The sequence below is a fragment of the Cellulosimicrobium cellulans genome (assembly GCF_007679345.1).
Lineage (GTDB): Bacteria > Actinomycetota > Actinomycetes > Actinomycetales > Cellulomonadaceae > Cellulomonas > Cellulomonas cellulans_A.
The window spans coordinates 41,368-68,015 of record NZ_VEGH01000007.1; the positions used below are offsets into that span (position 1 = coordinate 41,368).

Genomic DNA, 26,648 nt, shown 5'->3' on the forward strand with positions numbered 1-26,648 from the left:
GTCCCGGGCGGAAGGGCGGAGAGCCCGGGTCGCCGGGCGATCCGGCAGGGCGCGCCGGCGTGCGCGCGCCCGCGGGTCCTACGCCCATCGGCGTGGGCGAGGCCGGAAGGCGTAGGCGTGCCGTCCGGCCCGCTCCGACCACCCGCGGGGTATCCCGGTGCGGCCCGCTGGATCGCGTCTATACACTGGTGCTCACAGGCACCGATCCGGCCATCACCGGGGAGCCTCCGGAAGAACAGGGCGAGCCGCAGCACGCACGCGACGCGCCCCCAGTAGACCCGGACGGGGCAGGCCCGTCACAGCCGTCGCAGAGAGTGGTCGCGCGCCGACCCCCGCGAGGGGACCGGCGATCGGCAAGCGGGGTGGTACCGCGGTGCACGCCGGGCGAGAGCCGGGCGGGCGTCGTCCCCGTGGATCCGCCACCGCACCGCGAGCCCCCGGGCCCGCCGACCACCAGGAGCGCCATCCGCCATGGCCTATCCGCTGCACCGCACCCCGAGCGGCAAGCACGCCGCCCCCGTCGCGCCGGGCGCGTCCTTCGGCCTGCCCGCGTCCCCGGACCTGCCGGCGCTGGAGAAGGACGTCCTCGCGTACTGGGAGTCCGACGGGACGTTCCAGGCGTCGATCGACGCGCGTGACGCCGGCGCCGACGGTGCCAACGAGTTCGTGTTCTACGACGGCCCGCCGTTCGCGAACGGCCTGCCGCACTACGGCCACCTGCTGACCGGGTACGCCAAGGACATCGTCGGCCGGTACCAGACGCAGCGGGGTCGCCGCGTCGAGCGCCGGTTCGGCTGGGACACGCACGGCCTGCCGGCGGAGCTCGAGGCGGAGCGGATCCTCGGCATCACCGACAAGGCGCAGATCGAGGAGATGGGCATCAAGGCGTTCAACGACGCCTGCCGGACGTCGGTGCTGCGGTACACCGACGAGTGGCAGGTGTACGTGACGCGCCAGGCGCGCTGGGTCGACTTCGAGCACGACTACAAGACGCTCGACCCGACGTTCATGGAGTCGGTGATCTGGGCGTTCAAGCAGCTCTACGACAAGGGCTGGGCGTACGAGGGCTACCGCGTGCTGCCGTACTGCTGGAACGACCAGACGCCGCTGTCGAACCACGAGCTGCGGGTGGACGACGACGTCTACAAGGACGTCCAGGACCAGACGGTGACCGTCACGTTCCCGCTGACCGGCGAGCGCACGGCCGAGCTCGGCCTCGACGGCGTCGCCGCCCTCGCCTGGACGACCACGCCCTGGACGCTGCCGACCAACTCGGCGCTCGCGGTCGGGCCCGACGTCACCTACGCGGTGGTCCCCGCCGGCCCGAACGGCACCTCCGCGACGGCGGAGCAGTTCCTGCTCGCCCGCGACCTCGTCACGGGCTACGCCAAGGACCTCGGGTACGACTCGGCGGAGGACGCGCTCGCCGCGGTGACCCGCGAGGTCCGCGGCGCCGACCTGGCCGGCGTCCGGTACGAGCGGCTGTTCGACTACCTGGCCGACCAGCCGGGCATGGCCGAGCACGGCTTCCAGATCCTGCTCGCCGACTACGTCACGACCGAGGACGGCACCGGCGTGGTGCACCAGGCCCCGGCCTACGGCGAGGTCGACCAGGAGACCTGCGAGGCGGTCGGCATCCCGACGGTGCTGAGCGTCGACGAGGGCGGGAAGTTCACGTCCCTCGTCCCCGACTTCGAGGGCCAGCAGGTGTTCGAGGCGAACAAGCCGATCACCCAGCGGCTGCGCGCCGACGGCCGCCTGCTGCGGCAGGCGTCGTACGTGCACTCGTACCCGCACTGCTGGCGGTGCCGGAACCCGCTGATCTACAAGGCCGTGTCGTCCTGGTTCGTGAAGGTGACCGCCTTCCGCGACCGCATGGTGGAGCTCAACCAGGACATCTCCTGGGTGCCGGAGCACATCCAGGACGGCCAGTTCGGCAACTGGCTCGCGAACGCGCGCGACTGGTCGGTCTCCCGGAACCGGTACTGGGGCACGCCGATCCCGGTGTGGGTGAGCGACGACCCGGCCCACCCGCGCATCGACGTCTACGGCTCGTTCGCCGAGCTGGAGGCCGACTTCGGCCGGCTGCCGCTGAACGACGCCGGCGAGCCCGACCTGCACCGGCCGTTCATCGACGAGCTGACCCGCCCGAACCCGGACGACCCGACCGGGCAGAGCACCATGCGCCGGATCCCGGACGTGCTCGACGTGTGGTTCGACTCCGGCTCGATGCCGTTCGCCCAGGTGCACTACCCGTTCGAGAACGCCGACTGGTTCGAGCACCACTACCCGGGCGACTTCATCACGGAGTACATCGGGCAGACCCGCGGCTGGTTCTACCTGCTGCACGTGCTGGCGACGGCGCTGTTCGACCGCCCGGCGTTCCGCACGTCCGTGTCGCACGGCATCGTGCTGGGCTCGGACGGCCGCAAGATGAGCAAGTCGCTGCGGAACTACCCGGACGTGAACGAGGTGTTCGACCGCGACGGCTCGGACGCGATGCGCTGGTTCCTCATGGCGTCGCCGATCCTGCGCGGCGGCAACCTGGTCGTCACCGAGGAGGGCATCCGCTCGGAGGTCCGCCAGGTGCTGCTCCCGCTGTGGAGCACCTGGTACTTCTTCGCGCTGTACGCCAACGCGGCGAACGACGGGACCGGCCTCACCGCCGGCCGGGTCACGCCCGACACCCCGGTCACCACCATGGACCGGTACGTGCTCGCCCGGACCCGGAAGCTGGTCGAGACGGTGACCGCGCAGCTCGACGCGTACGACGTGCCGGGCGCCTGCGAGACGGTCCGGGTGCACCTGGACCTGCTGACCAACTGGTACGTCCGCACGCAGCGCGACCGGTTCTGGTCGGAGGACCAGGCGGCGTTCGACACGCTGTGGACCTCGCTCGAGACGCTGACCCGCGTCATGGCGCCCCTGGCCCCGCTGCTCTCCGAGGAGGTGTGGCGCGGCCTGACCGGCGACCGCTCGGTGCACCTGACCGACTGGCCGACCCTGGGCGACGGGTCGGCGGACGACCGGGCGCTCGCGGCCGACGACGACCTGGTCGCCGCGGTGGACGGGGTGCGGGAGGCGGTGTCGGCGGCGCTGGCGCTGCGCAAGGCCAACGGCCTGCGCGTCCGCCAGCCGCTGAGCGAGCTGCGCGTCGCCACGGCGACGCCCGGGGCGCTGGCCCCGTTCGCGGACCTGCTCGCGGCCGAGCTCAACGTCAAGCACGTCGCGCTCTCGACGGTCGAGGAGGCCGCCGCCGGCGGCGTCGCGGTCCGGAGCAACCTCGCGGTGAACGCCCGCGCCGCGGGCCCGCGCCTGGGCCGGGGCGTCCAGGCGGTGATCCGCGCCGCGAAGGCCGGGGACTGGTCGACCGACGCCGAGGGCACGGTGGTCGTGCGCACCGACGACGGCGACGTCCCGATGCTGCCGGCCGAGTACGAGCTGACGACCACGATCGACGTCACGACGGCCGAGGGCGAGGCCCCGACGCTGGCCGCCGGCGTGCTGCCCTCGGGCGGGTTCGTGGTCCTCGACCTGGCGCTGGACGAGGCGCTGCTCGCCGAGGGCTACGCCCGCGACGTGGTCCGCGCGGTGCAGGACGCCCGCAAGGCGGCCGACCTGGTGGTCACCGACCGGATCCGGCTCACGCTGGGCGTCCCGGCCGAGCACCGCGCGGCGGTCGACGCGCACCGGGACTTCGTCGCGCGGGAGACGCTGGCCACGGAGGTGGTCGTCGAGGACTCGGGCGCCGAGCTCACCGTCGGCGTCGAGCGGGTGGACGCCTGATGGCCGCGGCGAAGGGCCGCGGGGGAGCGGACCACCAGCGCGACGAGGCCGCCGCGGCGGCCCGGCGCGCCGCCGACGAGGTGTACGCCGGCATCCTCGAGCGGGCGCCCGAGCACGACATCGACCCGACCCTCGACCGGGTCGCGGCGGTGTGCGAGCTGCTCGGCGACCCGCAGAAGGCGTACCGGGTCGTGCACCTCACGGGCACGAACGGCAAGACGTCGACGGCGCGCATGGTCGAGCGCCTCGTGCGCGAGCACGGCCTGCGCACCGGGCGGTTCACCAGCCCGCACCTGCACCGGGTGACCGAGCGCATCGCCATCGACGGGGAGCCGATCTCCGACGAGGCGTTCGTCGCCACCTGGCAGGACGTCGCGCCGTACGTGCACATGGTCGACGTGCGGGAGCAGGAGGCCGGCCGTCCGCGGCTCAGCTTCTTCGAGGTGTTCACCGTGATGGCGTTCGCGGCGTTCGCGGACGCGCCGGTGGACGTCGCGGTGGTCGAGGTCGGGATGGGCGGCCGCTGGGACGCGACGAACGTCGCCGACGGCGAGGTCGCGGTCATCACGCCGGTCGCCTACGACCACGAGCGCTGGCTCGGGCACACCCTCGTCGAGATCGCGGGGGAGAAGTCCGGGATCGTCAAGGACGGCGCCACCCTCGTGCTGTCGACGCAGGAGGAGGACGCCGAGGGCGTCATCCTGCACGCCGCCGCGGAGCACGGGGCGCGGGTGGTCCGCGAGGGCGTCGACATCGACGTGGTGGACCGGCAGGTCGCGGTCGGCGGGCAGCTGCTCACGCTGCGCGGCACCGGCGGCGTCTACACCGACGTGTTCCTGCCGCTGCACGGCGAGCACCAGGCGCACAACGCGCTCGCGGCGCTCGCGGCCGTCGAGGCGCTGATCGCGGGCGGCGGGGCGCTGGACGGGTCGGTGGTCGAGGTGGCGTTCGCCGACGTCGACTCGCCGGGCCGCCTGGAGCTGGTCCGGTCCAGCCCGACCGTCCTGGTCGACGGGGCGCACAACCCGGCGGGGGCCGAGGCGCTGGTCGCGGCCGTCGAGGAGGCGTTCCACTTCCAGCGGGTCGTGGGGGTCGTCGGTGTGATGGCGGACAAGGACCCGGAGAACATCCTCGCGGTGCTCGAGCCCGTGCTGGCCGAGATCGTCGTCACCCGGGCGTCGAACCCGCGCGCGATGGAGGTCGACGACCTGGCCGAGGTCGCGATCGACGTGTTCGGCGAGGACCGGGTGCACGTGCGGGAGCGGCTGGACGACGCCGTGACCCTCGCGGCCGACCTGGCGGAGCAGGAGGTCGACCGCGGCGCGGCCGTCCTGGTGACCGGCTCGATCTTCCTCGTGGCGGAGGCGCGCGTCCTCACCGGCCGCGCCTGACGACCCGCCGCGCGGCGGGCGGACGGGATCGACGGCGGGGGTGCACGAACGTGCACCCCCGCCGCACGTCTCACCCTTGACGCCCCCCGACCAGCGCGGCGAGTGTGGGCTCAGCCGCGGCGAGGGCGCCGGGGCGCCGGGTGCCGGGAAGGAAGCATCGCCGTGAAGAAGCTCATCAACGACCCCCAGTCCGTCGTCGCCGAGTCGGTGGAGGGCTTCGGCCTGGCGCACGCCGACGTGGTCGAGGTGCACACCGACCCCCTGTTCGTGGTCCGGGCCGGGGGTGCGGTCAGCGGCAAGGTCGGGCTGGTCTCCGGCGGCGGCAGCGGGCACGAGCCGCTGCACGCCGGGTTCGTCGGCGACGGCATGCTCGACGCGGCGGTGCCGGGCGCGATGTTCACCTCGCCCACCCCGGACCAGATCGCGCCCGCGTTCGCCGCGGCCGACGGCGGCGCGGGCGTGCTGGCGATCGTGAAGAACTACACCGGCGACGTGCTGAACTTCGAGACCGCCGCCGAGCTGGCCGACGCGGACGACCTGACGGTCCGGACGGTGGTCGTCAACGACGACGTCGCCGTCGAGGACTCCCTCTACACCGCCGGGCGCCGCGGCGTCGCGGGCACGGTCGCGGTCGAGAAGATCGCCGGCGCGGCCGCGGCCCGGGGCGACGACCTGGACGCCGTCGTCGCGGTCGCCGAGAAGGTCGTGGCGAACGTGCGGTCCATGGGCGTCGCGCTCACCGCGTGCACCGTCCCGCACGCCGGCAAGCCGTCCTTCGACCTGCCCGAGGACGAGATCGAGATCGGCATCGGCATCCACGGCGAGCCGGGCCGGCGCCGGATCAAGGCCGCCCCCGCGGACGAGATCACCGAGATGCTGCTGACCCCGGTGGCGGACGACCTGGCCCTGGCGTCGGGGGAGCAGGTGCTGCTGTTCGTCAACGGCATGGGCGGCACGCCGCAGTCCGAGCTCTACGTCGTCTATCGTCAGGCACGCAGGCTGCTCGAGGGCCGCGGGGTCCAGGTGACCCGGTCGCTCGTGGGCAACTATGTGACATCACTGGAGATGCAGGGCGCCTCGGTCACTGTCCTCCGGTTGGACGACGAGCTCACCGCGCTCTGGGACGCGCCGGTGCGCACGGCCGCGCTGCACTGGTAGCCGGCCCGCCGCCCTCCCGGCGGCGTGGCCGCGGGCTCGACGGCGGAGGTGGGAACGCGACATGACGGGGTCTCTGGATGCGGGCTGGGCGGTCGCCTGGGTGCGTCGCACGGCGCAGGTGGTGACCGAGCACCGGGACGAGCTCATCGAGCTCGACCGGCAGATCGGCGACGGGGACCACGGCGAGAACCTCACGCGGGGGTTCACCGCCGTGCTGGCCAAGCTGGACGCGCTGGACGCGCCGCCCGGCGACGTCGGTGCGGTGCTCAAGCTCGTCGCCACGACCCTCATGTCCACGGTCGGCGGCGCCGCGGGCCCGCTCTACGGCACCGCCTACCTGCGCGCCGCGAAGGTCACCGGGCTGCCCGAGCTGGACAGCGCGGCGGTGGTGGCCATGCTCGAGGCCGGCCTCGAGGGCATCGTCGTGCGCGGCAAGGCGACGACGGGCGAGAAGACGATGGTCGACGCGTGGAGCCCCGCGGTCGAGGCCGCGGTCGCCGCCGCGGACGCCGGCGCCTCCCCGGCCGCGGTGCTGGCCGCCGCGGCCGAGGCGGCGCGCGGGGGCGCGGAGGCCACGATCCCGCTGGTCGCGACGAAGGGCCGCGCCTCCTACCTCGGCGAGCGCTCGGCCGGGCACCAGGACCCGGGCGCCACGTCGACCGCGCTGATCCTCGAGGCGGCCGCGTCCACGGCGGAGGCGGCGGCATGAGCGCCGCCCCGGTCGCGCTCGTCCTGGTCTCGCACTCGGCGACGCTGGCCGAGGGCGTCCGGGAGCTGGCCGCGCAGATGGCGCCCGACGTGCTGATCCTCGCGGCCGGCGGCGACGGCGCCGGCGGGCTCGGCACCAGCTTCGACCTGGTCGAGCAGGCGCTCGGCGAGGCCACCGCCGACGGCCGGTCCGCCGTGGTGCTCACGGACCTGGGCTCGGCGGTGCTCACCACGGAGTCCGTGCTCGAGCTCCTCGACGAGGACGTCGCCGCCCGGGTGCACCTGGCGGACGCGCCGTTCGTCGAGGCGGCCGTGGCCGCGGGCGTCACCGCGGCCGGCGGCGCCCCGGTCGGCGAGGTGCTCGGGGCCGCCGTGGCCGCCGGGGCGGGGTTCCCGCACGCCGTCGGGGCGGGGCAGGTCGAGCCGGCGTCGGGCGCGGAGGCGGCCCCGGCGGACGTGGTCCCCGAGCCGCACCACGCGGGGGACGCCGCGACGCCGATCACGGCGCACGTCGTCGTGCGCAACCCGATGGGCCTGCACGCCCGGCCCGCGGCGGTGCTCGCGCGCATGATGGCGGGCTTCGACGCCGCGGTGCAGGTGGACGGCGTGAACGGCGCGAGCGTGCTCGAGCTCATGCAGCTCGGCGCCACCCAGGGCCGGACGCTCGAGGTCGCGGCGACCGGCCCGCAGGCCCGGGTCGCGGTCGACGCGTTCGTGGGTGCGGTCGAGGAGGGCTTCGGCGAGGTGTGACGGCCCTCGCACCACCGTTGCCCTGGACAACTCTGCACGGTCTGCAATAATGCAGGACGTGCAAGAAGTCGTGGAGTCGGAGGGGCTGCGCGCGCGCAAGAAGCGCGCCCGCCTGGAGGCGTTCGTCGACGCCACCCACCGCCTCGCCGCCGAGCAGGGCCTGGACCGGGTGACGGTCGAGGCCATCTGCGCCGAGGTCGGCGTCTCGGTCCGCACGTTCTTCAACTACTTCGAGTCCAAGGACGACGCCGTGCTCGGCATGGAGCACTGGCGCCTCGACCCGGCCGCCGCCGAGGCGTTCGCCACCGGCGGCCCCACCGGCGACCTGCTCGCGGACATGCAGGCGCTGACCGCCAGCGCCCTGGACCACCCGCCGCTCGGCAAGGAGCGGATGGAACGGGCGTTCGAGCTGGCGAAGGGGCACCCGGAGCTGATGCTCCGGGCCTACACGCACGTCCAGGGCCTGCACGACGAGATCGGGGCCCTGGTCCGGCGCCGGCTGGGCGACGCGGCCGACGAGTCGGCGGTCGCCCTGGTGGGCACCCTGCTGCTCGGCCTCGCGCACGCGACGTTCGTGCGCTGGGACTCGGCCGGCGCGGCGGGCGACGTGCAGGACCACCTGCCGTCGGTCGTCGCCGACCTCACCGCGATCTTCTCCCGCACCACCTGACCCACGACGCGCCCCCGCGCGCCGCACCCGAACCCGCACCCCGCCGAGGACGGCGCCGCCCGCCGCGACCCGGCGCGACGGCCCGCGGCGGTCCCACGCACGAGAACGGACGGAACCATGGCCACCGCCGCCCCCGCCCCCGACAAGCCCCTGGTGGAGCTGAACCAGCGCACCGTGTGGCTCATCTTCGGGGCCCTGCTCGCCAGCATGCTGCTGTCGTCGCTCGACCAGTCCATCGTCGGCACCGCGATGCCCACCATCGTCGGCGAGCTCAACGGCGTCGAGCACCAGGGCTGGGTCGTCACGATCTACATCCTGGCGATCGCCATCGTCATGCCGCTGTACGGCAAGTTCGGCGACCTGTGGGGGCGGCGCTGGCCGTTCCTGGTCGCGATCAGCCTGTTCACGCTCGCGTCCGCCGGCGCCGGCTTCGCGCAGACCTTCCACGAGCTGGTCATCTGGCGCGGCGTCCAGGGCCTCGGCGGCGGCGGCCTGATCATCCTGTCGCAGGCGATCATCGCGGACATCGTGCCCGCCAAGGAGCGCGGCAAGTACATGGGCCCGATGGGTGCGCTGTTCGGCGTCTCCGCGGTGGCCGGCCCGCTGCTCGGCGGCCTGTTCACGGACCACTTCGACTGGCGCTGGTGCTTCTGGATCAACATCCCGATCGGCATCGCCGCGCTGATCACCGCCTGGTTCACGCTCAAGCTGCCCAGCCACCGCTCGAACCGCCCGCTCGACGTCGCCGGCATCGTCCTGCTCACCCTGGCCACCTCCGGCCTGGTGCTCGTCACCTCGTGGACCTCGCTGTCCGGCGAGGGCGGCTACGACTGGTCCGACCCGCGCCTGGTCGGCCTGCTGGTCGGCACCCTGGCCGCGGCCGTGGCGTTCGTGCTGGTCGAGCTGCGCGCCGCCGAGCCGATCCTCCCGCTGCGCCTGTTCAAGAACCCGACGTTCACCCTCGCCACCGGCATCGGCCTGGTCATCGGCATGGGCATGTTCGCGTCGCTCGCGTTCCTGCCGACGTTCCTGCAGATGTCGACCGGCTCCGGGGTCACCGAGTCCGGCCTGCTCATGCTCCCGATGACCGTCGGCGTCATGCTGACCTCGATCGCCTCGGGTCTCGCGATCACGAAGACCGGGAAGTACAAGGCGTTCCCGATCACCGGCATGGCGATCACGACGCTCGGCCTGGCGTGGCTCACCACCATCACCGGCGACATGTCGATGGTGCTGTTCGGCGCGATGATCTTCGCGCTCGGCGCGGGCCTCGGCCTCGTCATGCAGACCGTCGTCCTGGCCGTGCAGAACTCGGTCGACCCGCACGAGCTCGGCACCGCCACCTCGGCGAACAACTTCTTCCGCGAGATCGGCGCCGCGGTGGGCACGGCGCTGTTCAGCACGATCTTCACCACCCGGCTGTCCGAGCGGCTGGAGTCCGTGTTCGCGGGCGCCGGGTCCGCGGGGATCGACACCGGCGGCTCCGCCGAGTCGCTGACCCCGGCCCTGGTGTCCCAGCTGCCCGAGCCGCTGCACGACGGCGTCGTCACCGCGTACACCGAGGCGCTCGCCCCGGCGTTCTGGTACCTGGTGCCGCTGCTGGCGGTCGGCTTCGTGCTGACGCTGTTCCTGCGCGAGGTGAAGCTCTCCGACGTCGCCGGCATGGTGGCGCGCGGCGAGGCGACCGCGGCGGCCCCCGCCGCGCCGGCGACCGTCTCGGCCGGCGTCGGCGCCACGGGCGCCACCCCGAGCGCGACCGCGTCCGCCCCGGGCGCGAGCGCGGGCCCGGACCACGGCTCCGCCGACGACCGCAGGTAGCCTTCCCGCGTGAGCATGCACTCCAACCGGCCCGTGCGTCAGAAGCGCCCCGCCAAGCCCCAGTTCACCTCGATGATCCTGGTCCTCGAGGGCGTGCTGGTGCTGTTCGCGGCGCTGACGGCGTACGGGCTGGCGCAGGCCGGCGTCGTCGCGGCCTCGCCGGCGGTGCTCTGGACCGTCGCGGGGGTGCTGTTCGTCGTGCTCGTCGTGCTGTCCCGGCTGGTCACCGCGCCCGGCGGCTACGTCGCCGGGTCGGTCGCGCAGGTGGTGGTGATCGCCTGCGGGTTCGTGATCCCGCTGATGTTCGCGCTCGGCCTCCTCTTCGCGGTCCTGTGGTTCGTGTCCCTGCGCCTCGGCGCCCGCATCGATCGCGAGCGGGCGGCGTTCGACGCCGAGTACCCGGACCAGACCCCGCAGGGCGGCCTCCCGCCCCGCGCCCAGGACCCGCCCGCGGCGCCCGACGCGCCGAGATAGGACCTCCGCGCCGAGGTAGGACCTCTCGAGGCCCAATCTCGGCGGGACCGCCCTATCTCGGCGTGTGGGTTCGTTAGGGTTCGGGGCATGAGCGACATCCAGCGCACCCTCGTCCTGGTCAAGCCCGACGGCGTCGGCCGCGGACTCTCCGGCGAGGTCCTCCGCCGCATCGAGGCCAAGGGGTACACCCTCGTGGCCGTCGAGCTCCGCACCGCCGACGACGCCCTCCTGGAGCAGCACTACGCCGAGCACGAGGGCAAGCCCTTCTTCCAGCCGCTCGTCGACTTCATGAAGTCCGGCCCCGTCCTGGCCGTCGTGGCCGAGGGCCACCGCGTCATCGAGGGCTTCCGGTCCCTGGCCGGCGCCACCGAGCCCACCACCGCCGCGCCCGGCACCATCCGCGGCGACCTCGGCCGCGACTGGGGCCTCAAGGTCACCCAGAACCTCGTGCACGGCTCGGACTCCGAGGAGTCGGCCGCCCGCGAGATCGCCCTGTGGTTCCCGGCCCTGGCGGCCTGACCCACCGCCTCCCGGGGCACGGGCCGCGGCCGCACTAGGCTGCGGCCCGTGCACCTGAAGACGCTCACCCTGCGCGGGTTCAAGTCGTTCGCCTCGGCGACGACGCTGAACCTCGAGCCCGGGGTGACCTGCGTCGTCGGGCCGAACGGCTCCGGCAAGTCCAACGTCGTCGACGCGCTCGCCTGGGTGATGGGGGAGCAGGGCGCCAAGTCGCTGCGCGGCGGCAAGATGGAGGACGTCATCTTCGCCGGCACCTCCGGCCGCCCGCCGCTGGGCCGGGCCGAGGTCGCGCTGACCATCGACAACACGGACGGCGCCCTGCCGATCGAGTACACCGAGGTCACGATCTCGCGGACGCTGTTCCGCAACGGCGGGTCGGAGTACGCGATCAACGGGCGCGCGTGCCGGCTGCTCGACATCCAGGACCTGCTGTCCGACTCCGGCCTCGGCCGCGAGATGCACGTCATCGTCGGCCAGGGGCAGCTCGACGCCGTCCTGCGCGCGACCCCGGAGGAGCGCCGCGGGTTCATCGAGGAGGCCGCGGGCGTCCTCAAGCACCGCAAGCGCAAGGAGAAGGCGCTCCGCAAGCTCGACGCGATGCAGGCGAACCTGACCCGGCTCACCGACCTGACCGCGGAGCTGCGCCGCCAGCTCGGCCCCCTCGGGCGGCAGGCCGAGGTGGCGCGCCGCGCGCAGACCGTGCAGGCCGACCTGCGCGACGCCCGCGCCCGGCTGCTGGCCGACGACCTGGCGCAGCTGACGGCGCAGCTGGAGCAGGAGATCGCCGACGACACCGCGCTGCGCGCACGGCGGGCCGAGGCGGAGGCGGCGCTGGACGCGGCGCGGCTGCGGCTCGCGGCGCTGGAGCGGGAGGCGGCCGAGGCGGCGCCGGCGCTCGGCGAGGCGTCCGACGTCTGGTACCGGCTGTCGTCGCTGCGCGAGCGGCTGCGCGGGACGGCCTCGTTGGCCGCGGACCGCGCGCGGCTCCTGGGGAGCGCGGGCCCCGAGCCGACCCGCGGGCAGGACCCGGACGACCTGGAGCGTCAGGCCGAGCGCGTGCGCGCCGCCGAGGCCGAGCTCACCGCCGAGGTGGACGCCGCCCGCGCCGCGCTGGAGGCCGCCCAGGCCGCGCGCCAGGAGGCGGAGGGTGCCGCGGCCGCGGCCGAGAAGGCGCTGGCCACGGTGCTCCGCGGCGCGGCCGACCGCCGCGAGGGTCTGGCCCGGCTGGCGGGCCAGGTCGGCGCGCGCCGCAGCCGGCTGGAGGCGACCGAGGCGGAGATCGGCCGGCTCCGGGAGACGCTGACCGCCGCCGAGCGCCGCGGGCACGAGGCGACCGTCGAGTTCACCGCGCTGGAGACCCGGGTCGCCGGCGTCGAGGAGGGCGAGGAGGACCTCGACGCCGCGCACGAGGCGGCGGCCGAGGCGGTCGAGACCGCGTCCGCGCGGGTCGCCGAGCTCACCGCGCAGCTCACCGAGGCCGAGCGCGAGCGGAGCGCGCTGGAGTCCCGCATCGAGACCCTCGAGCTCAGCCTGACCCGCAAGGACGGCGCGGGCGCGCTGCTCGCCGCCGACGACCTGGCCGGCGTCGTGGGGTCGGTGGCGGCGCTGCTCGGCGTGGCCGCCGGGGACGAGGACGCGATCGTGGCGGCGCTCGGCGCCTCCGCCGACGCCGTGGCGGTCGAGTCGGTCGAGGCCGCGGTGGACGCGATCCGGTGGCTGCGCGAGCAGGACGCCGGGCGCGCCGGGCTCGTCGTGGCGGCGGGGGGCGCGGCGGGCGACCCCGCGGACGCGGGCGACCCGGACCAGGGCGCGGCGCCCGCGGGGGCCGACTGGGCCCTCGGCCTCGTGCAGGCGCCCCCGGCCGTCGTCCCCGCCGTCCGGCGGCTGCTGCGTGGCGTCGTCGTCGTGGACGACCTGGTCGCCGCGCGCGGCGTGCTCCGGGACCGTCCCGACCTGGTCGTCGCGACCCGCACCGGCGACGTGCTGGCCGCGCACCGCGCCTCCGGGGGCTCCGCGACCGCGCCGAGCGCCCTGCACCTGCAGTCGGCGCTGGACGACGCCCGCCGGGGCGCCGAGGCCGCGGCGGCCCGCGCGGAGCAGGCGCGGTTCGCCCTGGTGGGGGCGCGCGAGGCCGAGGAGGTGGCGCGCGCCGAGTACCAGCGCACGCTCGACGAGCTCAACGAGTCGGACGCCGCGCTGGCTGCCGTGGCGGAGCAGCTCGGGCACCTGGGCGCCACCGCCCGTGCCGCGCGGAACGAGGCGGAGCGCGTCCAGGCGTCGCTGACCGCCGCCGAGCAGACCCTCGCCGACGGGGCGGCCGAGCTGGCCGGGCTGACCGAGCGGCTCGCCGCCGCCGAGGCCGAGCCCGCCGACACCGACGCCGCGATCGAGGAGCGCACGGGGGAGCGCGACGCCGCGAACCAGGCCGCGACCGCCGCGCGCGCCAGGGAGACCGAGGCGCGGCTCAGCCTGCGCACCGCCGAGGAGCGCGCCCGCGCCCTGTCCGGCCGCGCCGAGTCGCTGGACCGCGCCGCCCGCACCGAGCGCGCCGCGCGCGAGCGGGCCGCCGAGCGCGAGCGCGCGCGGGCCCGGCAGGCCGCCGTCGCCACCGCGGTCGCCCTCGGCGCGACCCAGGCGCTCGGCGCCGTCGAGCGCGCCCTCCACCAGGCCGCGGACGAGCGGGACGCCGCCGAGGCCGCGCGGGCCGAGCGGGAGACCGCGCTGTCGGCGGTACGGTCGCGGGTCGACGAGACCCAGCGCGAGGTGGCCCGGCTCACGGACGCCGCCCACCGGGACGAGGTGCTCCGCGCCGAGCAGCGGCTCCGCGTCGAGCAGCTGCAGGTCCGGGCCGTCGAGGACCTGGGCATCGACCCGGCGGTGCTCGTCGAGGAGTTCGGGCCGCACCGCGCGGTGCCCGTCCTCACCCCGCCCGCCGCGGACGACGAGGACGCCGGCCCCCGCGAGATCCCCTACGTCCGCGCCGAGCAGGAGAAGCGGCTCAAGGCCGCGGAGCGCGCCCTGTCCCAGCTCGGCCGGGTCAACCCGCTGGCGCTGGAGGAGTTCGCCGCGCTCGAGGAGCGGCACAAGTTCCTGGTCGAGCAGCTCGCCGACCTGAAGAAGTCGCGCGCCGACCTGCTGGAGATCGTCAAGGACATCGACGAGCGGGTCGAGCGGGTGTTCGCCGACGCCTACCGGGACACCGCCGAGCAGTTCGACCGGGTGTTCCCGCGGCTGTTCCCCGGCGGCGAGGGCCGCCTCGTGCTGACCGACCCGTCGGACATGCTCACCACGGGCATCGAGGTCGAGGCCCGGCCCGCCGGCAAGAAGGTCAAGCGGCTGTCGCTGCTCTCCGGCGGCGAGCGCTCGCTCACGGCGGTGGCGCTGCTGGTGTCGATCTTCAAGGCCCGGCCGAGCCCGTTCTACGTGATGGACGAGGTCGAGGCCGCCCTCGACGACGCCAACCTCGGGCGGCTGCTGGAGATCTTCCGCGAGCTGCAGGAGGACTCCCAGCTCATCGTCGTGACGCACCAGAAGCGGACGATGGAGATCGCCGACGCGCTGTACGGCGTGACCATGCGCGGCGACGGTGTGACGACGGTCATCTCGCAGCGGCTCCGCGACGAGGTCCCCGCCTGACGGTGTGAAGATCGCGTGCGGGTTCGCGGGCGATGCCGGTGCGTCCCGATCGGCGCGGGGGGTGGCGGCGGACAATCGGGACCATGGGCGGCTATCTCGTGGTGATCGGGCTGGCGCTCGTCGCTGCCATCGGCGTGATCGTCCTGGCGAACGCGGCGGGTGACGGGGGGACGGACCTGCGCACGTTCTGGTCGGACCTGCGCAGCGGGCTGCGCCGGCGCCGGGGCGGCGACGACGAGGCCCCGGTGGTCGACGACGGCGAGCCCGTCGACGTGCCGTTCGACCAGCTGTTCGCGGAGGCGTCCCAGCCCGACGACGGCTACCTGCAGCTCGACGAGCTCGCGGAGATGCTGGAGCGCACCGGGGAGCGCGCCGTGCGGCTGCGCGAGCACCTGCCCTACCCGCGCGCCGGGGCCGGGCACCCCGCCGAGCGGGCGGTCGTGCAGGACCGGGTGCCCGCGCCGGCCCCGGGCGCGGTCGCGCCCGCCGCCGCCCACGCGCCGCACGCGCCGCACGCGCCCCGGGTGCCCCGTCGCGGCGGGCACGTCCCCGTGCGGACGGTGGGCGCCACCGCCTCGCCCGCGCGCCCCGCCGCGGCCACCACGGTCGCCGGGCCCGCGCCGCTCCCGCCGTCGGTCCCGCCGCAGCGCGGGGACGCCTGACCCTGCGCCCCGCGGCGCCACGGGCCGCGCCGCGCGCGGCCCGTGCGCCTGACAGACTGTGCCGGTGGACTCGAACGACCTCCTGAACCTGCTCCTCGTCGGCGTGCCCGCGCTCGCCATCCTGGGCGGCGGTGCTGCCGTCATCCAGCGGCGGCGCTCCGCGGGCGACCGCGACGACGAGCGCGAGCGCCCCGCGGGCGGCACCGGCACGTCGACCCTGGAGCGCCCGGCCGCCGGCGCGCCCACGGCGGAGCCCGGGACCGAGGCGCCGCCGGCCCCCGGCGCCCCCGCGCCCGAGGACGCCGCGACCGCCCCGGCGCTCGAGGTCCCCGCCCCCACGGCCGGCCGGCTCACCCGGCTGCGCGACCGCCTGGCCCGCTCCGGCTCGCCGCTCGGCGCCCGCATGCTCCAGGTGCTGTCCCGCGACCACCTGACCGAGGACGACTGGGACGAGCTCGAGGAGACCCTGCTCCTCGCCGACGTCGGCGCCGGGCCGTCCCAGGACCTGGTCGAGGCGATCCGCACCCAGGCCCGGGTCCAGGGCCTCAAGGACCCCGCGCAGGTGCGCGCGCTCCTGCGCGAGCAGCTGCTCGCGCTCGTCGACCCGTCGCTCGACCGCTCGCTGCGCACCGCGCCGCAGACCGGCGAGGACGGCGTGACCGTCCCGGCCGTCGTGCTGGTCGTGGGCGTCAACGGCACCGGCAAGACCACCACCGTCGGCAAGCTGTCCCGCGTCCTGGTCGCCGACGGCCGCACCGTCCTGCTGGGCGCCGCGGACACGTTCCGCGCCGCCGCGGCGGACCAGCTGGAGACCTGGGGCTCGCGCGTCGGCGTGCGGACCGTCCGCTCCGACCGCGACGGCGCCGACCCGGCGTCGGTCGCGTTCGAGGCCGTCCGCGAGGGCGCCGCCGAGGGCGTCGACGTCGTCCTGGTCGACACCGCCGGCCGCCTGCAGAACAAGGCCGGCCTGATGGACGAGCTCGGCAAGATCACCCGGGTCATCACGCGCACCGCGCCGCTGTCCGAGGTGCTGCTGGTCCTCGACGCGACCACCGGCCAGAACGGGATGAACCAGGCCCGCGTGTTCGCGGAGGTCGCCGGGGTCACCGGCATCGTGCTCACCAAGCTCGACGGCACGGCCAAGGGCGGGATCGTCGTGGCCGTGCAGCGCGAGCTCGGCGTGCCGGTGAAGCTCGTCGGCCTCGGCGAGGGCCCGGACGACCTCGCGCCGTTCGACCCGGAGGAGTTCGTGGACGGCATCCTGGGCTGACCGCCCGGCGGCACCCCCGCCGCCCTGCCGACCGGCCCGCGTCCCGCCCCCTGAGACGCGGGCCGTCCCGTAACACGATGTTGACGCGGGCGGACCGCTCGTCACACCGGTGTAACACCGGTGGCGCCGTCGCGAAACCGCCGCGCACGACTCTGGTCCCCGATCCGGCAGACCGGCCGGCGAGGGGAGAGGCGTTCCACATGGATCTGGACACCGGAGCGACAGCCTGGATGCTGATGTCAGCGTCCCTGGTGCTGCTCATGACGCCGGGACTGGCGTTCTTCTACGGCGGCATGGTGCGCGGCAAGTCCGTGCTCAACATGATGATGATGTCGTTCATCAGCATCGCGGTCGTGGTCGTCGTGTACGTGTTCTGGGGCTGGTCGATGTCCTACGGCTCGGACGTCGCGGGGCTCTTCGGCAACCCGTTCGACCAGTTCGGCCTCTCGGGCGCGATCTGGGACGAGAACGGCGAGTACCTGATCGACGGGTTCGGCGTGCCGGTCATCGTCGGCGTGGCGTTCCAGGTGACCTTCGCGATCATCACGGTCGCCCTCGTCTCCGGCGCCATCGCGGACCGCGTCAAGTTCGGCACCTGGGTGGCCTTCACCGCCCTGTTCGCCACCCTCAGCTACTTCCCGCTGGCGCACATGGTCTGGGGCGGCGGCGCGCTGTCGGGCTCGGAGAACGGCATCGCCGCGATGCTCTTCGGCACCACCGACGGGGCGGCCACGGTCGCGCCGATCGACTTCGCCGGCGGCACCGTCGTGCACATCAACGCCGGTATCGCGGGCCTGGTGCTCGCGCTGATCGTCGGGCGGCGCCGGGGCTTCGGCAAGGAGCCGATGCGCCCGCACAACCTGCCGTTCGTGATGCTCGGCGCCGCGCTGCTGTGGTTCGGCTGGTTCGGCTTCAACGCGGGCTCGGCGTTCACCGCCGACGGCACCGCGGGCCTCGCGTGGGTCAACACCACGGCCGCCACCGCGGCCGCCATGATCGGCTGGCTCATCACGGAGAAGATCCGCGACGGCCACGCCACCTCGCTCGGCGCCGCGTCCGGCGTCGTGGCGGGCCTGGTCGCGATCACCCCGGCCGCGGGCGCGCTGCGGCCGGTGACCTCGATCGTCCTGGGTCTCGTCGCGGGCGCGCTCTGCGCCCTCGCGGTCGGCCTGAAGTACCGGTTCGGCTTCGACGACTCGCTGGACGTGGTCGGTGTCCACCTGGTCGGCGGCCTCGTCGGCACCATCGGCATCGGCTTCCTGGCCGCCGAGGGCGGGCTGTTCTTCGGCGACGGCGTGAAGCTGCTGGTGGTGCAGGTGGTCATCGCCCTGCTGGCGCTGATCTTCTCCGGCTCGGTGACCACGGTCATCGGCCTGATCCTCAAGGCCACGATGGGCTGGCGGGTCAGCGAGGAGGCCGAGGTCGGCGGGATCGACCTGGCCGTGCACGGTGAGACGGGTTACGAGACGCTGGGCGGGGCCCGCGTGGTGACGGAGGTGAAGGCATGACGAAGCTCGTGACGGCGGTCATCCAGCCGCATCGGCTCGACGACGTGAAGTCCGCCCTCGAGGCGGCGGGGGTCCGCGGCCTGACGGTGAGCGAGGCCAGCGGCTACGGCCGGCAGCGCGGTCACACCGAGGTCTACCGGGGCGCCGAGTACACGGTCGACCTGGTCCCGAAGGTGAGGATCGACGTCCTGGTCACCGACGAGGACACCCCCGGTGTCGTCGAGGTGGTCGTGAAGGCGGCGCAGACCGGCAAGATCGGCGACGGCAAGGTCTGGGTCGTCCCGGTCGAGGACGTCGCCCGGGTGCGCACGGGCGAGCACGGCCCCGACGCGCTCTGAATGACCGACCTGCCCGAGGTCCCGCACCCCTGCGATCCCGTGGGGGTGCGGGACCTCCGACGTGAGCGGCTCGACCTGGCCGAGCGCCTGTCCGGGCCGGACGCCGACGGCGCCGAGCGGCGCACCGCGGTGTCCGACCTGGTGCTGAGGCGCCTGACCGAGCTGTGGGAGACCGCGACCGAGGGCCGCGAGACCCCGGGCATCGGCCTGGGCGCGGTCGGCAGCGTGGGCCGCGGCGACGCCAGCCCGGCCAGCGACCTCGACCTGCTGCTGGTGCACGACGGGCGGGGCCACTCCGCCGAGGAGCTCGCCCGCCTCGCGGACCGGCTCTGGTACCCGGTGTGGGACGCGGGGCTCGACCTCGACCACTCGGTGCGGTCCCTGGCGCAGTGCCGGCAGGTCGCGTCGAAGGACCTGCCCGCCGCGGTCGGCCTGCTCGACCTGCGCCCCGTCGCCGGCGACCCCGGGATCGTGCACCGCGCCCGCTCCGCGCTCCTCGCCGACTGGCGGTCCGCCGCGCGGCGGCGGCTGCCCGAGCTCCTGGCGTCGACCCGGCAGCGCGCCGAGCGGCACGGCGAGCTCGCCTACCTGATCGAGCCGGACCTCAAGGAGGCCCGCGGCGGCATCCGGGACGCGGTCGTGCTGTCCGCGCTCGCCGCCACCTGGCTCACCGACCGCCCGCACGGCGCGGTCGACCGCGCCCACGCGCACCTGCTCGACGTCCGCGACGCCGTGCAGACCGTCAGCCGCCGGCACACGAACCGGCTGATCCTGGCCGACCAGGACGAGGTCGCCGAGCTGCTGGGCGTGGGGGACCGGGACGACCTGCTGGCGAGCCTGGCCGAGGCCGGTCGCGTCGTCTCCTACGCGCTGGACAGCACCGCCCGCAACGCCCGCCAGGCGCTCGCCCGACCGGCGCGCCGCCCGGTGCTCGTGCGCGGGCGGCGCACCCCGCCGCGGCTGCGCACCGTCGCCGAGGGCCTCGTCGAGCACGACGGCGAGCTGGTGCTCGCGGCCGACGCCCAGCCCGGCAGCGACCCGCTGCTGTCCCTGCGCGCGGCCGCGACCGCCGCGCGCACCGGGCTGACGCTGTCGCCCATCACCGTGACCAGCCTGGAGCGCACCCCCGCGCTGCCCGCGCCGTGGCCGAAGGCCGCGCGGACGCTGCTCGTCCAGCTGCTCGCGAGCGGCCCGGCGCAGGTGCCGGTGTGGGAGGCGCTCGACCTCGCCGGGGTGGTCACCACCTGGATCCCGGAGTGGGCGGGGGTGCGGAACCGGCCGCAGCGGTCGCCGATCCACCGGCACACCGTCGACCGGCACCTCGTCGAGGCCGCGGCCCGTGCCGCAGGGCTGCGCCGGACCGTCGACCGGCCGGAGGTGCTGCTCGTCGCGGCGCTGCTGCACGACATCGGCAAGCGGGCCGGCGCCGGGGACCACTCGGTCGAGGGTGCGCGCCTGGCGGGGCCGATCGTCGCGCGGATGGGGTTCGCGGCCGAGGACGCCGCCGACGTCGCGCGGCTGGTCGCCGAGCACCTGACGCTGTCCGAGCTCGCCACCGGGTCCGACCCCGACGACCCCGCGACCGTGGACGCCCTGCTCGCGGCCGTCGACCACCGGCCGGACCTGCTGGCGCTGCTGCGGGCGCTCACCGAGGCCGACGCGTCGTCCGCCGGGCCGACCGCGTGGACCGCGTGGCGGGCCCAGCTCGTCGACGACCTCGTGGCGCGGGCGTCGGCCCGGCTGGCGGGTACCCTGGGACGTCCCTGACCGCCGAGAGAGCGTGAGGATCGCGCGGTGTTCGCCACCCTGTCCGACCGACTGACGTCGACCTTCAAGAACCTGCGCTCCAAGGGGCGGCTGTCCGAGGCGGACATCGACGCCACCGTGCGCGAGATCCGCCGCGCCCTGCTGGACGCGGACGTCGCCGTGCCCGTCGTGCGCCAGTTCACCGGCGCCGTGCGCGAGCGGGCGCTGTCCGCCGAGGTCTCCGGCGCGCTGAACCCGGCGCAGCAGGTCGTCAAGATCGTCAACGACGAGCTGGTCGCGATCCTCGGCGGCCAGAACCGGCCGCTGCACCTGGCGAAGAACCCGCCGAGCGTCATCCTGCTCGCGGGCCTCCAGGGCGCCGGCAAGACCACGCTCGCCGGCAAGCTCGCGCTGCACCTGAAGTCGCAGGGCCACACGCCGCTGCTGGTCGCCGCCGACCTGCAGCGCCCCAACGCCGTGACCCAGCTGCAGGTCGTCGGCGAGCGCGCCGGCGTCCCGGTGTTCGCGCCGCACCCGGGCAACCAGGGCTCCGAGCTCGACGTCGTCGCCGGCGCCGACCCGGTCGCCGTCGCCCGCGAGGGCCTGGCCACCGCGCGGGCCCGCCAGCACGACGTCCTGATCGTCGACACCGCCGGCCGCCTCGGCGTGGACGCCGAGCTCATGCGGCAGGCCGCCGACATCCGCGACGCCGTGGACCCGGACGAGATCCTGTTCGTCATCGACGCGATGATCGGCCAGGACGCGGTCGCCACCGCGACCGCCTTCCAGGAGGGCGTCGGCTTCACCGGCGTCGTGCTGTCGAAGCTCGACGGCGACGCCCGCGGTGGCGCCGCGCTGTCGGTCGCCTCGGTCACGGGCCGCCCGATCCTGTTCGCCTCCACCGGTGAGAAGCTCACCGACTTCGAGGTGTTCCACCCCGACCGGATGGCCTCGCGCATCCTCGACATGGGTGACGTGCTCACCCTCATCGAGCAGGCGGAGAAGGCGTTCGACGCCGAGCAGGCCGAGGAGATGGCGGGCAAGCTCGCCTCCGGCCAGGGCTTCACGCTCGCGGACTTCCTGCAGCAGATGCAGCAGCTGAAGAACATGGGCTCGATGAAGAAGATGCTCGGCATGCTCCCCGGCATGGGGCAGATGCGCGAGGCCATCGAGAACTTCGACGAGCGCGAGGTCGACCGGGTCGAGGCGATCATCCGCTCCATGACCCCCGCCGAGCGGGACAACCCGAAGATCATCAACGGGTCCCGCCGCTCCCGCATCGCCCGGGGGTCCGGCGTCGAGGTCTCCGACGTCAACGGCCTGCTCGAGCGGTTCGCCGCGGCGCAGAAGATGATGCAGCAGATGGCGAAGGGCGGCGGCATGCCCGTCCCCGGCATGGGCAACCTCCCGGGCATGGGCAAGAAGGGCCGCGGCCGCGTGGCGCCGTCCAAGAAGGCCAAGGGCAAGTCCGGCAACCCGGCCAAGCGCGCGCAGCAGGAGAAGGCCGCCGCCGACCGCGCCGCGGGCATCGCGCCGGCTGCCGCGCCCGCCGCGAAGGGCTCGGCGTTCGGCATCGGCGGGGGCGCCGCGCCGCAGCAGCAGGACCCGTTCGACCCGTCGAGCATCGAGGACCTGCAGAAGTTCCTCGGCCGCTGACGGCCGTGGGCCCGGACCGCGCGAGGGGGCGTGAGTGGGGGACGTGCTGCACCTGACCGGCCCGGTCGTCCTGGACGACGACCGGGTCGTCGGCGAGGCGTGGGTCGTGGGCGGGCGCCTGACGTTCGACCGGCCCGGCGGCGACGCCACCCGGGTCGACGGCTGGGTCGTGCCCGGGCTGGTCGACGTGCACTGCCACATCGGGCTCGCGGCCGAGGGGGCCGTCGACCGGGCCGCCGCCGAGCGGCAGGCGCTCGCCGACCGGGACTCCGGGGTGCTGCTGGTCCGGGACGCGGGCTCACCGGCCGACACCGGGTGGGTGCACCAGCGCGAGGACCTGCCCCGGCTGATCCGCGCAGGGCGGCACCTCGCGCTGCCCAAGCGGTACCTGCGGCACTACGGGCGGGAGCTGGGGGCGCCCGCGGAGCTGCCGGCGGCCGTGGCCGAGGAGGCCGCGCGCGGCGACGGCTGGGTCAAGCTCGTCGCCGACTGGATCGACCGGGACCTCGGGGCCGACGGCGACCTGCGGCCGCTGTGGCCGGACGACGTGCTGGCGGCCGCTGTGCGCGTCGCGCACGAGGCGGGGGCGCGGGTCACGGCGCACACGTTCTCCGGCGAGGCGCTGGACGGGCTGCTCGACGCGGGCGTCGACTGCCTCGAGCACGCGACCGGCGCGGAGGACCGGCACATCGCGCGGATCGCCGCGGCGGGGATCCCGGTGACGGCCACGCTGCTGCAGGTGGCGCAGTTCGGGGAGATCGCCGGGCGTGCCGAGAGGTACCCGGTGTACGCGGCGCGGATGCGCCGCATGCACGCGCGGCGGTACGCGCACGTGCGGGACCTGCACGACGCCGGGGTGCCGATCCTGGTCGGGACCGACGCCGGGGGCACGATCGGGCACGGGCGGATCGCGGACGAGGCGGCCGAGCTGGTCGCCGCGGGGCTGCCGGCGCGCGAGGTCGTCGCCGCGGCGTCGTGGCGGACCCGGGCGTGGCTCGGGGTGCCGGGGCTGGGCGAGGGGGAGAGCGCGGACCTCGTGGTGTACGGCGCGGACCCGCGGGCGGACGTGCGGGTGCTCGCGGCGCCGCGGGCCGTGGTGCTCCGCGGGGCGCGGGTGGTGTGAGGCGCGCGGTGGCCTGAGGCGCGCGCCGGCGTGCGGCTGCGGTCAGACGGGAGCCGCGCCCTGCGCGACCTGCAGCACCCGGGTCCGCGCGTGCGCGGCCGGGTCGTCGGTGATCGCCTCCCCGTCGAGCCAGCACCGCACCGCGTGCGCCAGCTCCTCCGGGTGGCTGTAGTTCATCGCGTGCGCCGCACCGAGGATCACGGCCACCGTCAGGTGCCCCGGTCCGAGGTGCGCCAGCTCGCGGACCCGGTGGGGCGGCGGCATGAGCGGGTCGCGCGACCCGATCACCGCGAGCGTCGGCACCGGCGTGCGCAGCAGCCGCTCCAGCGACGGGAACTGCACCATCTGCCGGAAGGCCGCCAGCGCCGACACCGGGCCGTAGTGCGCGTAGTCCGGCAGGGAGTACCGGCCCATCCGCGGGTCCTCCCGCACCGCGTCCCGGAGCAGCTGGACCACCGCGCGGGCCAGCGGCTGGTTGTGCGCGCCGCCGGCGGGGGAGGCGAGCACGATCCCCGCGACCCGGTCCGGCGCCCGGTGCGCCGCCTCCAGGCTGACCGGCCCGCCCATCGAGTTGCCCACCAGCACCACCCGGTCCAGCCCCAGCGCGTCGAGCGTGCCGAGCAGCGCGTCCGCGAGGTGCGGGATCGACAGCGGCGGACGCGGGCCCGGGCTGGCGCCGTGGCCCGGGAGGTCGGGGACGTAGGTCGAGCCGCGGTCGGCGAGGGCGGCGGCGGTCGGGAGCAGGTACCGGCCGGACACCGCGAAGCCGTGCACGTGCACCAGCGGCGTCGCCCCGGGGACGTCCGGGCCGACCCGCACCGTCACCGGGCGGCCCGCCACGTCCGCCGCGCGCAGCTCCCAGTCGACCCCGACCATGCCGCCGATCGTGGCAGCGTCCGCCCCCGGGCGACGCACCCGGCGCGGGTGACCCTGCGCGTGATCGGTGGCACCCGCGGGCGGGTCGCCCGCACCGGTCCCGGTCTGGCACAATGGCCTGCTGTACTCGGCGCGCGCGGCCCCTCTACCCGCTCGATGCCGTGTCCTCAGGCCCGACCGGACCGCATGCCCCACGTGCGGACCCGACGGCCGCCCCGCAGACATCTCAGGAGAAGACCACACCGTGGCCACCAAGATCCGCCTCAAGCGTCTCGGCAAGATCCGGGCGCCGTACTACCGCGTCGTCGTCGCGGACTCCCGCACCAAGCGTGACGGTCGCGTCATCGAGGAGATCGGCAAGTACCACCCGACCGAGGAGCCGTCGCTCATCGACATCTCCTCGGAGCGCGCGCAGTACTGGCTGTCCGTCGGCGCCCAGCCGACCGAGCAGGTCCTCGCCCTCCTCAAGGTCACCGGCGACTGGCAGAAGTTCAAGGGCCTGCCGGGTGCCGAGGGCACCCTGCGCACGAAGGCCGTCCCGGCCGACGTGAAGGCCGCGGTCGACGCCGTCGCCGCGGACGCCGAGAAGGCCAAGGCCAAGGCGTCGGAGAAGAAGGCCGCCGCCGCCGAGGCCCCGGCCGCCGACGAGGCGCCGGCCGAGGACGAGCAGGCCTGATGCTCGCCGACGCGCTGGAGCACCTGGTCCGGGGCATCGTCGACCACCCGGACGACGTGCGGGTCGACGCCCGCACGCTCCGCCGCGGCGACCTGCTCGAGGTCCGGGTGCACCCGGACGACCTCGGGCGGGTCATCGGCCGCGGCGGCCGGACCGCCCGCGCGCTGCGCACCGTCGTCGGCGCGCTGTCGTCCGAGGGTCCGGTCCGCGTGGACGTCGTGGACGTCGCCCGGCGGTGAGCCGCGCACCCGGTCGGCCTCGCGCCGGCCGGTGAGACACCGGCACAGGCCCGGTCCCGAGCAGGGGCCGGGCCTGCGTCGTCGTCCGCCGTACGCTGGTCCGGCCCGGAGCCGGACACCCCGAGAGGAACCCCATGCTGCTGACGGTCGCCCGGATCGGCCGCGCGCACGGCCTGCGCGGCGAGGTCGCGCTCGACGTGCGCACCGATGACCCCGCGGCGCGCCTCGCGGCCGGCGCGGTGCTCGCGACCGAGCCCGCGGGCCGCGGCCCCCTGACGGTCGCGCGCACCCGCGAGCAGCAGGGACGCTGGTACGTCACGTTCGCGGAGGCGCCCGACCGCACCGCGGCCGAGGCGCTGCGGGGCGTCGACCTGGTCGTGGAGGTCGCGGACGACGCGAGCACCGCCGACGACGACGAGGACGCCTGGTACCCGCACGAGCTCGCCGGGCTGCGCGCCGAGCACGTCGACGGCCGGCTGCTCGGCGAGGTCGTCGGTCTGGAGCACCTGCCGGCGCAGGACGCCCTGGTGCTGCGGGAGCCCGACGGCGCGCGGACGCTGGTGCCGTTCGTGCGCGCGATCGTGCCCGTCGTGGACGTTCCCGGCGGCCGGGTCGTGCTGGACCCGCCCGGCGGGCTGCTGGCGTCGGACGCGGCGAACCTCGTGGTCAGCGACGAGACGCGCGGCGACGCGGCGGGGGACGACGACTGACGTGCGCATCGACATCGTCTCGATCTTCCCGGACTACCTGAGCCCGCTCGGCCTGTCGCTGGTGGGCAAGGCCCGCACGAGCGGCCTGGTCGACCTGCGCGTGCACGACCTGCGCGACTGGACCACCGACCGGCACCGCACCGTCGACGACACCCCGTTCGGCGGCGGCGCCGGCATGGTGATGAAGCCCGACGTCTGGGGCGCGGCCCTGGACGACCTGGTGACCGAGGGCAGCCACCTGCTGCTGCCGACCCCGTCCGGCGCCCCGCTGACCCAGCGGCACGCCGAGGAGTGGGCCGCCGACGACCACCTCGTCGTCGCCTGCGGTCGGTACGAGGGCATCGACGCGCGCGTCGCGGCGCACTACGCCTCCCGGCCCGGCGTCCGCGTGAGCGAGTACTCCATCGGCGACTACGTGCTGAACGGCGGCGAGGTCGCGGCGATGGTGCTGGTCGAGGCCGTCGTGCGCCTGCTGCCCGGGGTCGTCGGCAACCCGCACTCGCTGGTCGAGGAGTCGCACGGCGCCGCCGGGCTCCTGGAGTACCCGGTGTACACCAAGCCGCCGGCCTGGCGGGATCTCGAGGTCCCGGAGGTGCTGCTGTCCGGGCACCACGGGCGCGTCGAGCGCTGGCGCCGCGACCAGGCGCTGGCGCGCACCGCCGAGCGCCGGCCCGACCTCCTCGCGCGCCTGGCGCCCACCGACCTCGACAAGGCCGACCGCGCGGTGCTGGCCGACCTGGGCTGGGTCGTCGACGCGGACGGGCCGGCGCGCGCGGGCGCGGACCCGTCCGGCGCGGGGGAGTAGCCAACGAGTTTCGACCGCGGGGCCCCGGCTGTGGCACACTTGACGGTCGGTGCCCGACGCCCCGTCTCTGCCACAGGGGAGGCGACCACGGCCCGCCGAGCGATCGGCCGCGCACCGCACCTCATGCCA

Annotated in this window: 22 protein-coding genes; 21 read left to right on the forward strand and 1 reads right to left on the reverse strand. The window is 75.3% G+C overall.

Going from position 1 to position 26,648, the window contains the following annotated elements; genetic code table 11:
- Positions 1–471 precede the first annotated feature (471 nt).
- From ileS to FS882_RS10880, 17 genes are all read left to right on the forward strand, one after another.
- The gene (gene ileS, locus FS882_RS10800; protein ID WP_158373078.1) at positions 472–3,786 is read left to right on the forward strand and encodes an isoleucine--tRNA ligase; all 3,315 of its coding nucleotides are present in this window, start codon (positions 472–474) and stop codon (positions 3,784–3,786) included.
- Positions 3,786–5,177, forward strand: a complete 1,392-nt coding sequence (locus FS882_RS10805; protein ID WP_158373079.1) for a bifunctional folylpolyglutamate synthase/dihydrofolate synthase — start codon at positions 3,786–3,788, stop codon at positions 5,175–5,177. Before ileS ends, FS882_RS10805 begins: the two co-directional genes overlap by 1 nt.
- A 162-nt stretch (positions 5,178–5,339) precedes the next feature.
- A complete protein-coding gene (gene dhaK, locus FS882_RS10810) occupies positions 5,340–6,335 on the forward strand; it encodes a dihydroxyacetone kinase subunit DhaK (RefSeq protein ID WP_158373080.1) in 996 nt (331 codons plus the stop codon).
- A 61-nt stretch (positions 6,336–6,396) separates the two neighbouring features.
- A complete protein-coding gene (gene dhaL, locus FS882_RS10815; protein ID WP_158373081.1) occupies positions 6,397–7,044 on the forward strand; it encodes a dihydroxyacetone kinase subunit DhaL in 648 nt (215 codons plus the stop codon).
- On the forward strand, positions 7,041–7,793 hold the full coding sequence (dhaM, locus tag FS882_RS10820; protein WP_158373082.1) for a dihydroxyacetone kinase phosphoryl donor subunit DhaM: 753 nt from the start codon (positions 7,041–7,043) through the stop codon (positions 7,791–7,793). Before dhaL ends, dhaM begins: the two co-directional genes overlap by 4 nt.
- 49 nt (positions 7,794–7,842) lie before the next feature.
- Positions 7,843–8,463, forward strand: coding sequence for a TetR/AcrR family transcriptional regulator (locus FS882_RS10825; protein ID WP_158373083.1), 621 nt, complete (start codon positions 7,843–7,845; stop codon positions 8,461–8,463).
- A 117-nt stretch (positions 8,464–8,580) separates the two neighbouring features.
- On the forward strand, positions 8,581–10,281 hold the full coding sequence (locus tag FS882_RS10830; protein ID WP_158373084.1) for an MDR family MFS transporter: 1,701 nt from the start codon (positions 8,581–8,583) through the stop codon (positions 10,279–10,281).
- Positions 10,282–10,296: 15 nt separating this feature from the next.
- The gene (locus tag FS882_RS10835; protein ID WP_158373237.1) at positions 10,297–10,755 is read left to right on the forward strand and encodes a DUF4233 domain-containing protein; all 459 of its coding nucleotides are present in this window, start codon (positions 10,297–10,299) and stop codon (positions 10,753–10,755) included.
- Positions 10,756–10,842: 87 nt separating this feature from the next.
- On the forward strand, positions 10,843–11,274 hold the full coding sequence (gene ndk, locus FS882_RS10840) for a nucleoside-diphosphate kinase (RefSeq protein WP_158373085.1): 432 nt from the start codon (positions 10,843–10,845) through the stop codon (positions 11,272–11,274).
- A gap of 48 nt (positions 11,275–11,322) precedes the next feature.
- On the forward strand, positions 11,323–14,910 hold the full coding sequence (gene smc, locus FS882_RS10845) for a chromosome segregation protein SMC (protein ID WP_158373086.1): 3,588 nt from the start codon (positions 11,323–11,325) through the stop codon (positions 14,908–14,910).
- 83 nt (positions 14,911–14,993) lie between these two features.
- Positions 14,994–15,572, forward strand: a complete 579-nt coding sequence (locus FS882_RS10850; protein WP_158373087.1) for a hypothetical protein — start codon at positions 14,994–14,996, stop codon at positions 15,570–15,572.
- A 64-nt stretch (positions 15,573–15,636) separates the two neighbouring features.
- Positions 15,637–16,842: a signal recognition particle-docking protein FtsY gene (ftsY, locus tag FS882_RS10855; protein ID WP_158373088.1), complete on the forward strand. Its 1,206-nt coding sequence runs from the start codon at positions 15,637–15,639 to the stop codon at positions 16,840–16,842.
- Positions 16,843–17,042: 200 nt separating this feature from the next.
- Positions 17,043–18,350 (forward strand): ammonium transporter, encoded by a 1,308-nt coding sequence (locus FS882_RS10860; protein ID WP_158373089.1) that lies wholly within the window; start codon positions 17,043–17,045, stop codon positions 18,348–18,350.
- Positions 18,347–18,688, forward strand: coding sequence for a P-II family nitrogen regulator (locus tag FS882_RS10865; protein WP_158373090.1), 342 nt, complete (start codon positions 18,347–18,349; stop codon positions 18,686–18,688). The genes FS882_RS10860 and FS882_RS10865 overlap by 4 nt, the downstream gene beginning before the upstream one ends.
- Entirely contained in the window at positions 18,689–20,455 is a 1,767-nt protein-coding gene (locus tag FS882_RS10870; RefSeq protein ID WP_158373091.1) for a [protein-PII] uridylyltransferase, read from the forward strand.
- A gap of 27 nt (positions 20,456–20,482) precedes the next feature.
- The gene (gene ffh / locus FS882_RS10875) at positions 20,483–22,090 is read left to right on the forward strand and encodes a signal recognition particle protein (protein ID WP_158373092.1); all 1,608 of its coding nucleotides are present in this window, start codon (positions 20,483–20,485) and stop codon (positions 22,088–22,090) included.
- A gap of 34 nt (positions 22,091–22,124) precedes the next feature.
- Complete coding sequence (locus FS882_RS10880; protein WP_222848193.1) at positions 22,125–23,213, forward strand: amidohydrolase family protein; 1,089 nt, start codon at positions 22,125–22,127, stop codon at positions 23,211–23,213.
- A 42-nt stretch (positions 23,214–23,255) separates the two neighbouring features.
- On the opposite strand, the gene FS882_RS10885 is transcribed toward FS882_RS10880, so the two are convergent.
- Positions 23,256–24,089 carry an alpha/beta fold hydrolase gene (locus FS882_RS10885; protein ID WP_158373093.1) on the reverse strand — a complete coding sequence of 278 codons (834 nt, stop codon included), beginning with the start codon at positions 24,087–24,089 and terminating at the stop codon, positions 23,256–23,258.
- Positions 24,090–24,333: 244 nt separating this feature from the next.
- Between FS882_RS10885 and rpsP the strand changes: the two genes are divergently transcribed.
- The 4 genes from rpsP to trmD all read left to right on the forward strand — a co-directional run bounded on the left by rpsP (position 24,334) and on the right by trmD (position 26,519).
- Complete coding sequence (rpsP, locus tag FS882_RS10890; RefSeq protein ID WP_158373094.1) at positions 24,334–24,765, forward strand: 30S ribosomal protein S16; 432 nt, start codon at positions 24,334–24,336, stop codon at positions 24,763–24,765.
- Positions 24,765–25,004, forward strand: a complete 240-nt coding sequence (locus FS882_RS10895; protein WP_147793876.1) for an RNA-binding protein — start codon at positions 24,765–24,767, stop codon at positions 25,002–25,004. The genes rpsP and FS882_RS10895 overlap by 1 nt, the downstream gene beginning before the upstream one ends.
- 134 nt (positions 25,005–25,138) lie before the next feature.
- Positions 25,139–25,714 (forward strand): ribosome maturation factor RimM, encoded by a 576-nt coding sequence (gene rimM, locus FS882_RS10900; RefSeq protein ID WP_158373095.1) that lies wholly within the window; start codon positions 25,139–25,141, stop codon positions 25,712–25,714.
- A 1-nt stretch (position 25,715) separates the two neighbouring features.
- A complete protein-coding gene (gene trmD, locus FS882_RS10905) occupies positions 25,716–26,519 on the forward strand; it encodes a tRNA (guanosine(37)-N1)-methyltransferase TrmD (RefSeq protein WP_158373096.1) in 804 nt (267 codons plus the stop codon).
- Positions 26,520–26,648: the final 129 nt, after the last annotated feature.

What these genes read in the sequence shown, in the direction of transcription:
- ileS (WP_158373078.1), top strand. Translation starts at nt 472, where the DNA reads ATGGCCTATCCGCTGCACCGCACCCCGAGCGGCAAGCACGCCGCCCCC.
- FS882_RS10805 (WP_158373079.1), top strand. Translation starts at nt 3,786, where the DNA reads ATGGCCGCGGCGAAGGGCCGCGGGGGAGCGGACCACCAGCGCGACGAG.
- dhaL (WP_158373081.1), top strand. Translation starts at nt 6,397, where the DNA reads ATGACGGGGTCTCTGGATGCGGGCTGGGCGGTCGCCTGGGTGCGTCGC.
- dhaM (WP_158373082.1), top strand. Translation starts at nt 7,041, where the DNA reads ATGAGCGCCGCCCCGGTCGCGCTCGTCCTGGTCTCGCACTCGGCGACG.
- FS882_RS10825 (WP_158373083.1), top strand. Translation starts at nt 7,843, where the DNA reads ATGCAGGACGTGCAAGAAGTCGTGGAGTCGGAGGGGCTGCGCGCGCGC.
- FS882_RS10830 (WP_158373084.1), top strand. Translation starts at nt 8,581, where the DNA reads ATGGCCACCGCCGCCCCCGCCCCCGACAAGCCCCTGGTGGAGCTGAAC.
- FS882_RS10835 (WP_158373237.1), top strand. Translation starts at nt 10,297, where the DNA reads ATGCACTCCAACCGGCCCGTGCGTCAGAAGCGCCCCGCCAAGCCCCAG.
- ndk (WP_158373085.1), top strand. Translation starts at nt 10,843, where the DNA reads ATGAGCGACATCCAGCGCACCCTCGTCCTGGTCAAGCCCGACGGCGTC.
- FS882_RS10850 (WP_158373087.1), top strand. Translation starts at nt 14,994, where the DNA reads ATGGGCGGCTATCTCGTGGTGATCGGGCTGGCGCTCGTCGCTGCCATC.
- FS882_RS10860 (WP_158373089.1), top strand. Translation starts at nt 17,043, where the DNA reads ATGGATCTGGACACCGGAGCGACAGCCTGGATGCTGATGTCAGCGTCC.
- FS882_RS10865 (WP_158373090.1), top strand. Translation starts at nt 18,347, where the DNA reads ATGACGAAGCTCGTGACGGCGGTCATCCAGCCGCATCGGCTCGACGAC.
- FS882_RS10870 (WP_158373091.1), top strand. Translation starts at nt 18,689, where the DNA reads ATGACCGACCTGCCCGAGGTCCCGCACCCCTGCGATCCCGTGGGGGTG.
- FS882_RS10885 (WP_158373093.1), bottom strand. Translation starts at nt 24,089, where the DNA reads ATGGTCGGGGTCGACTGGGAGCTGCGCGCGGCGGACGTGGCGGGCCGC.
- FS882_RS10895 (WP_147793876.1), top strand. Translation starts at nt 24,765, where the DNA reads ATGCTCGCCGACGCGCTGGAGCACCTGGTCCGGGGCATCGTCGACCAC.
- rimM (WP_158373095.1), top strand. Translation starts at nt 25,139, where the DNA reads ATGCTGCTGACGGTCGCCCGGATCGGCCGCGCGCACGGCCTGCGCGGC.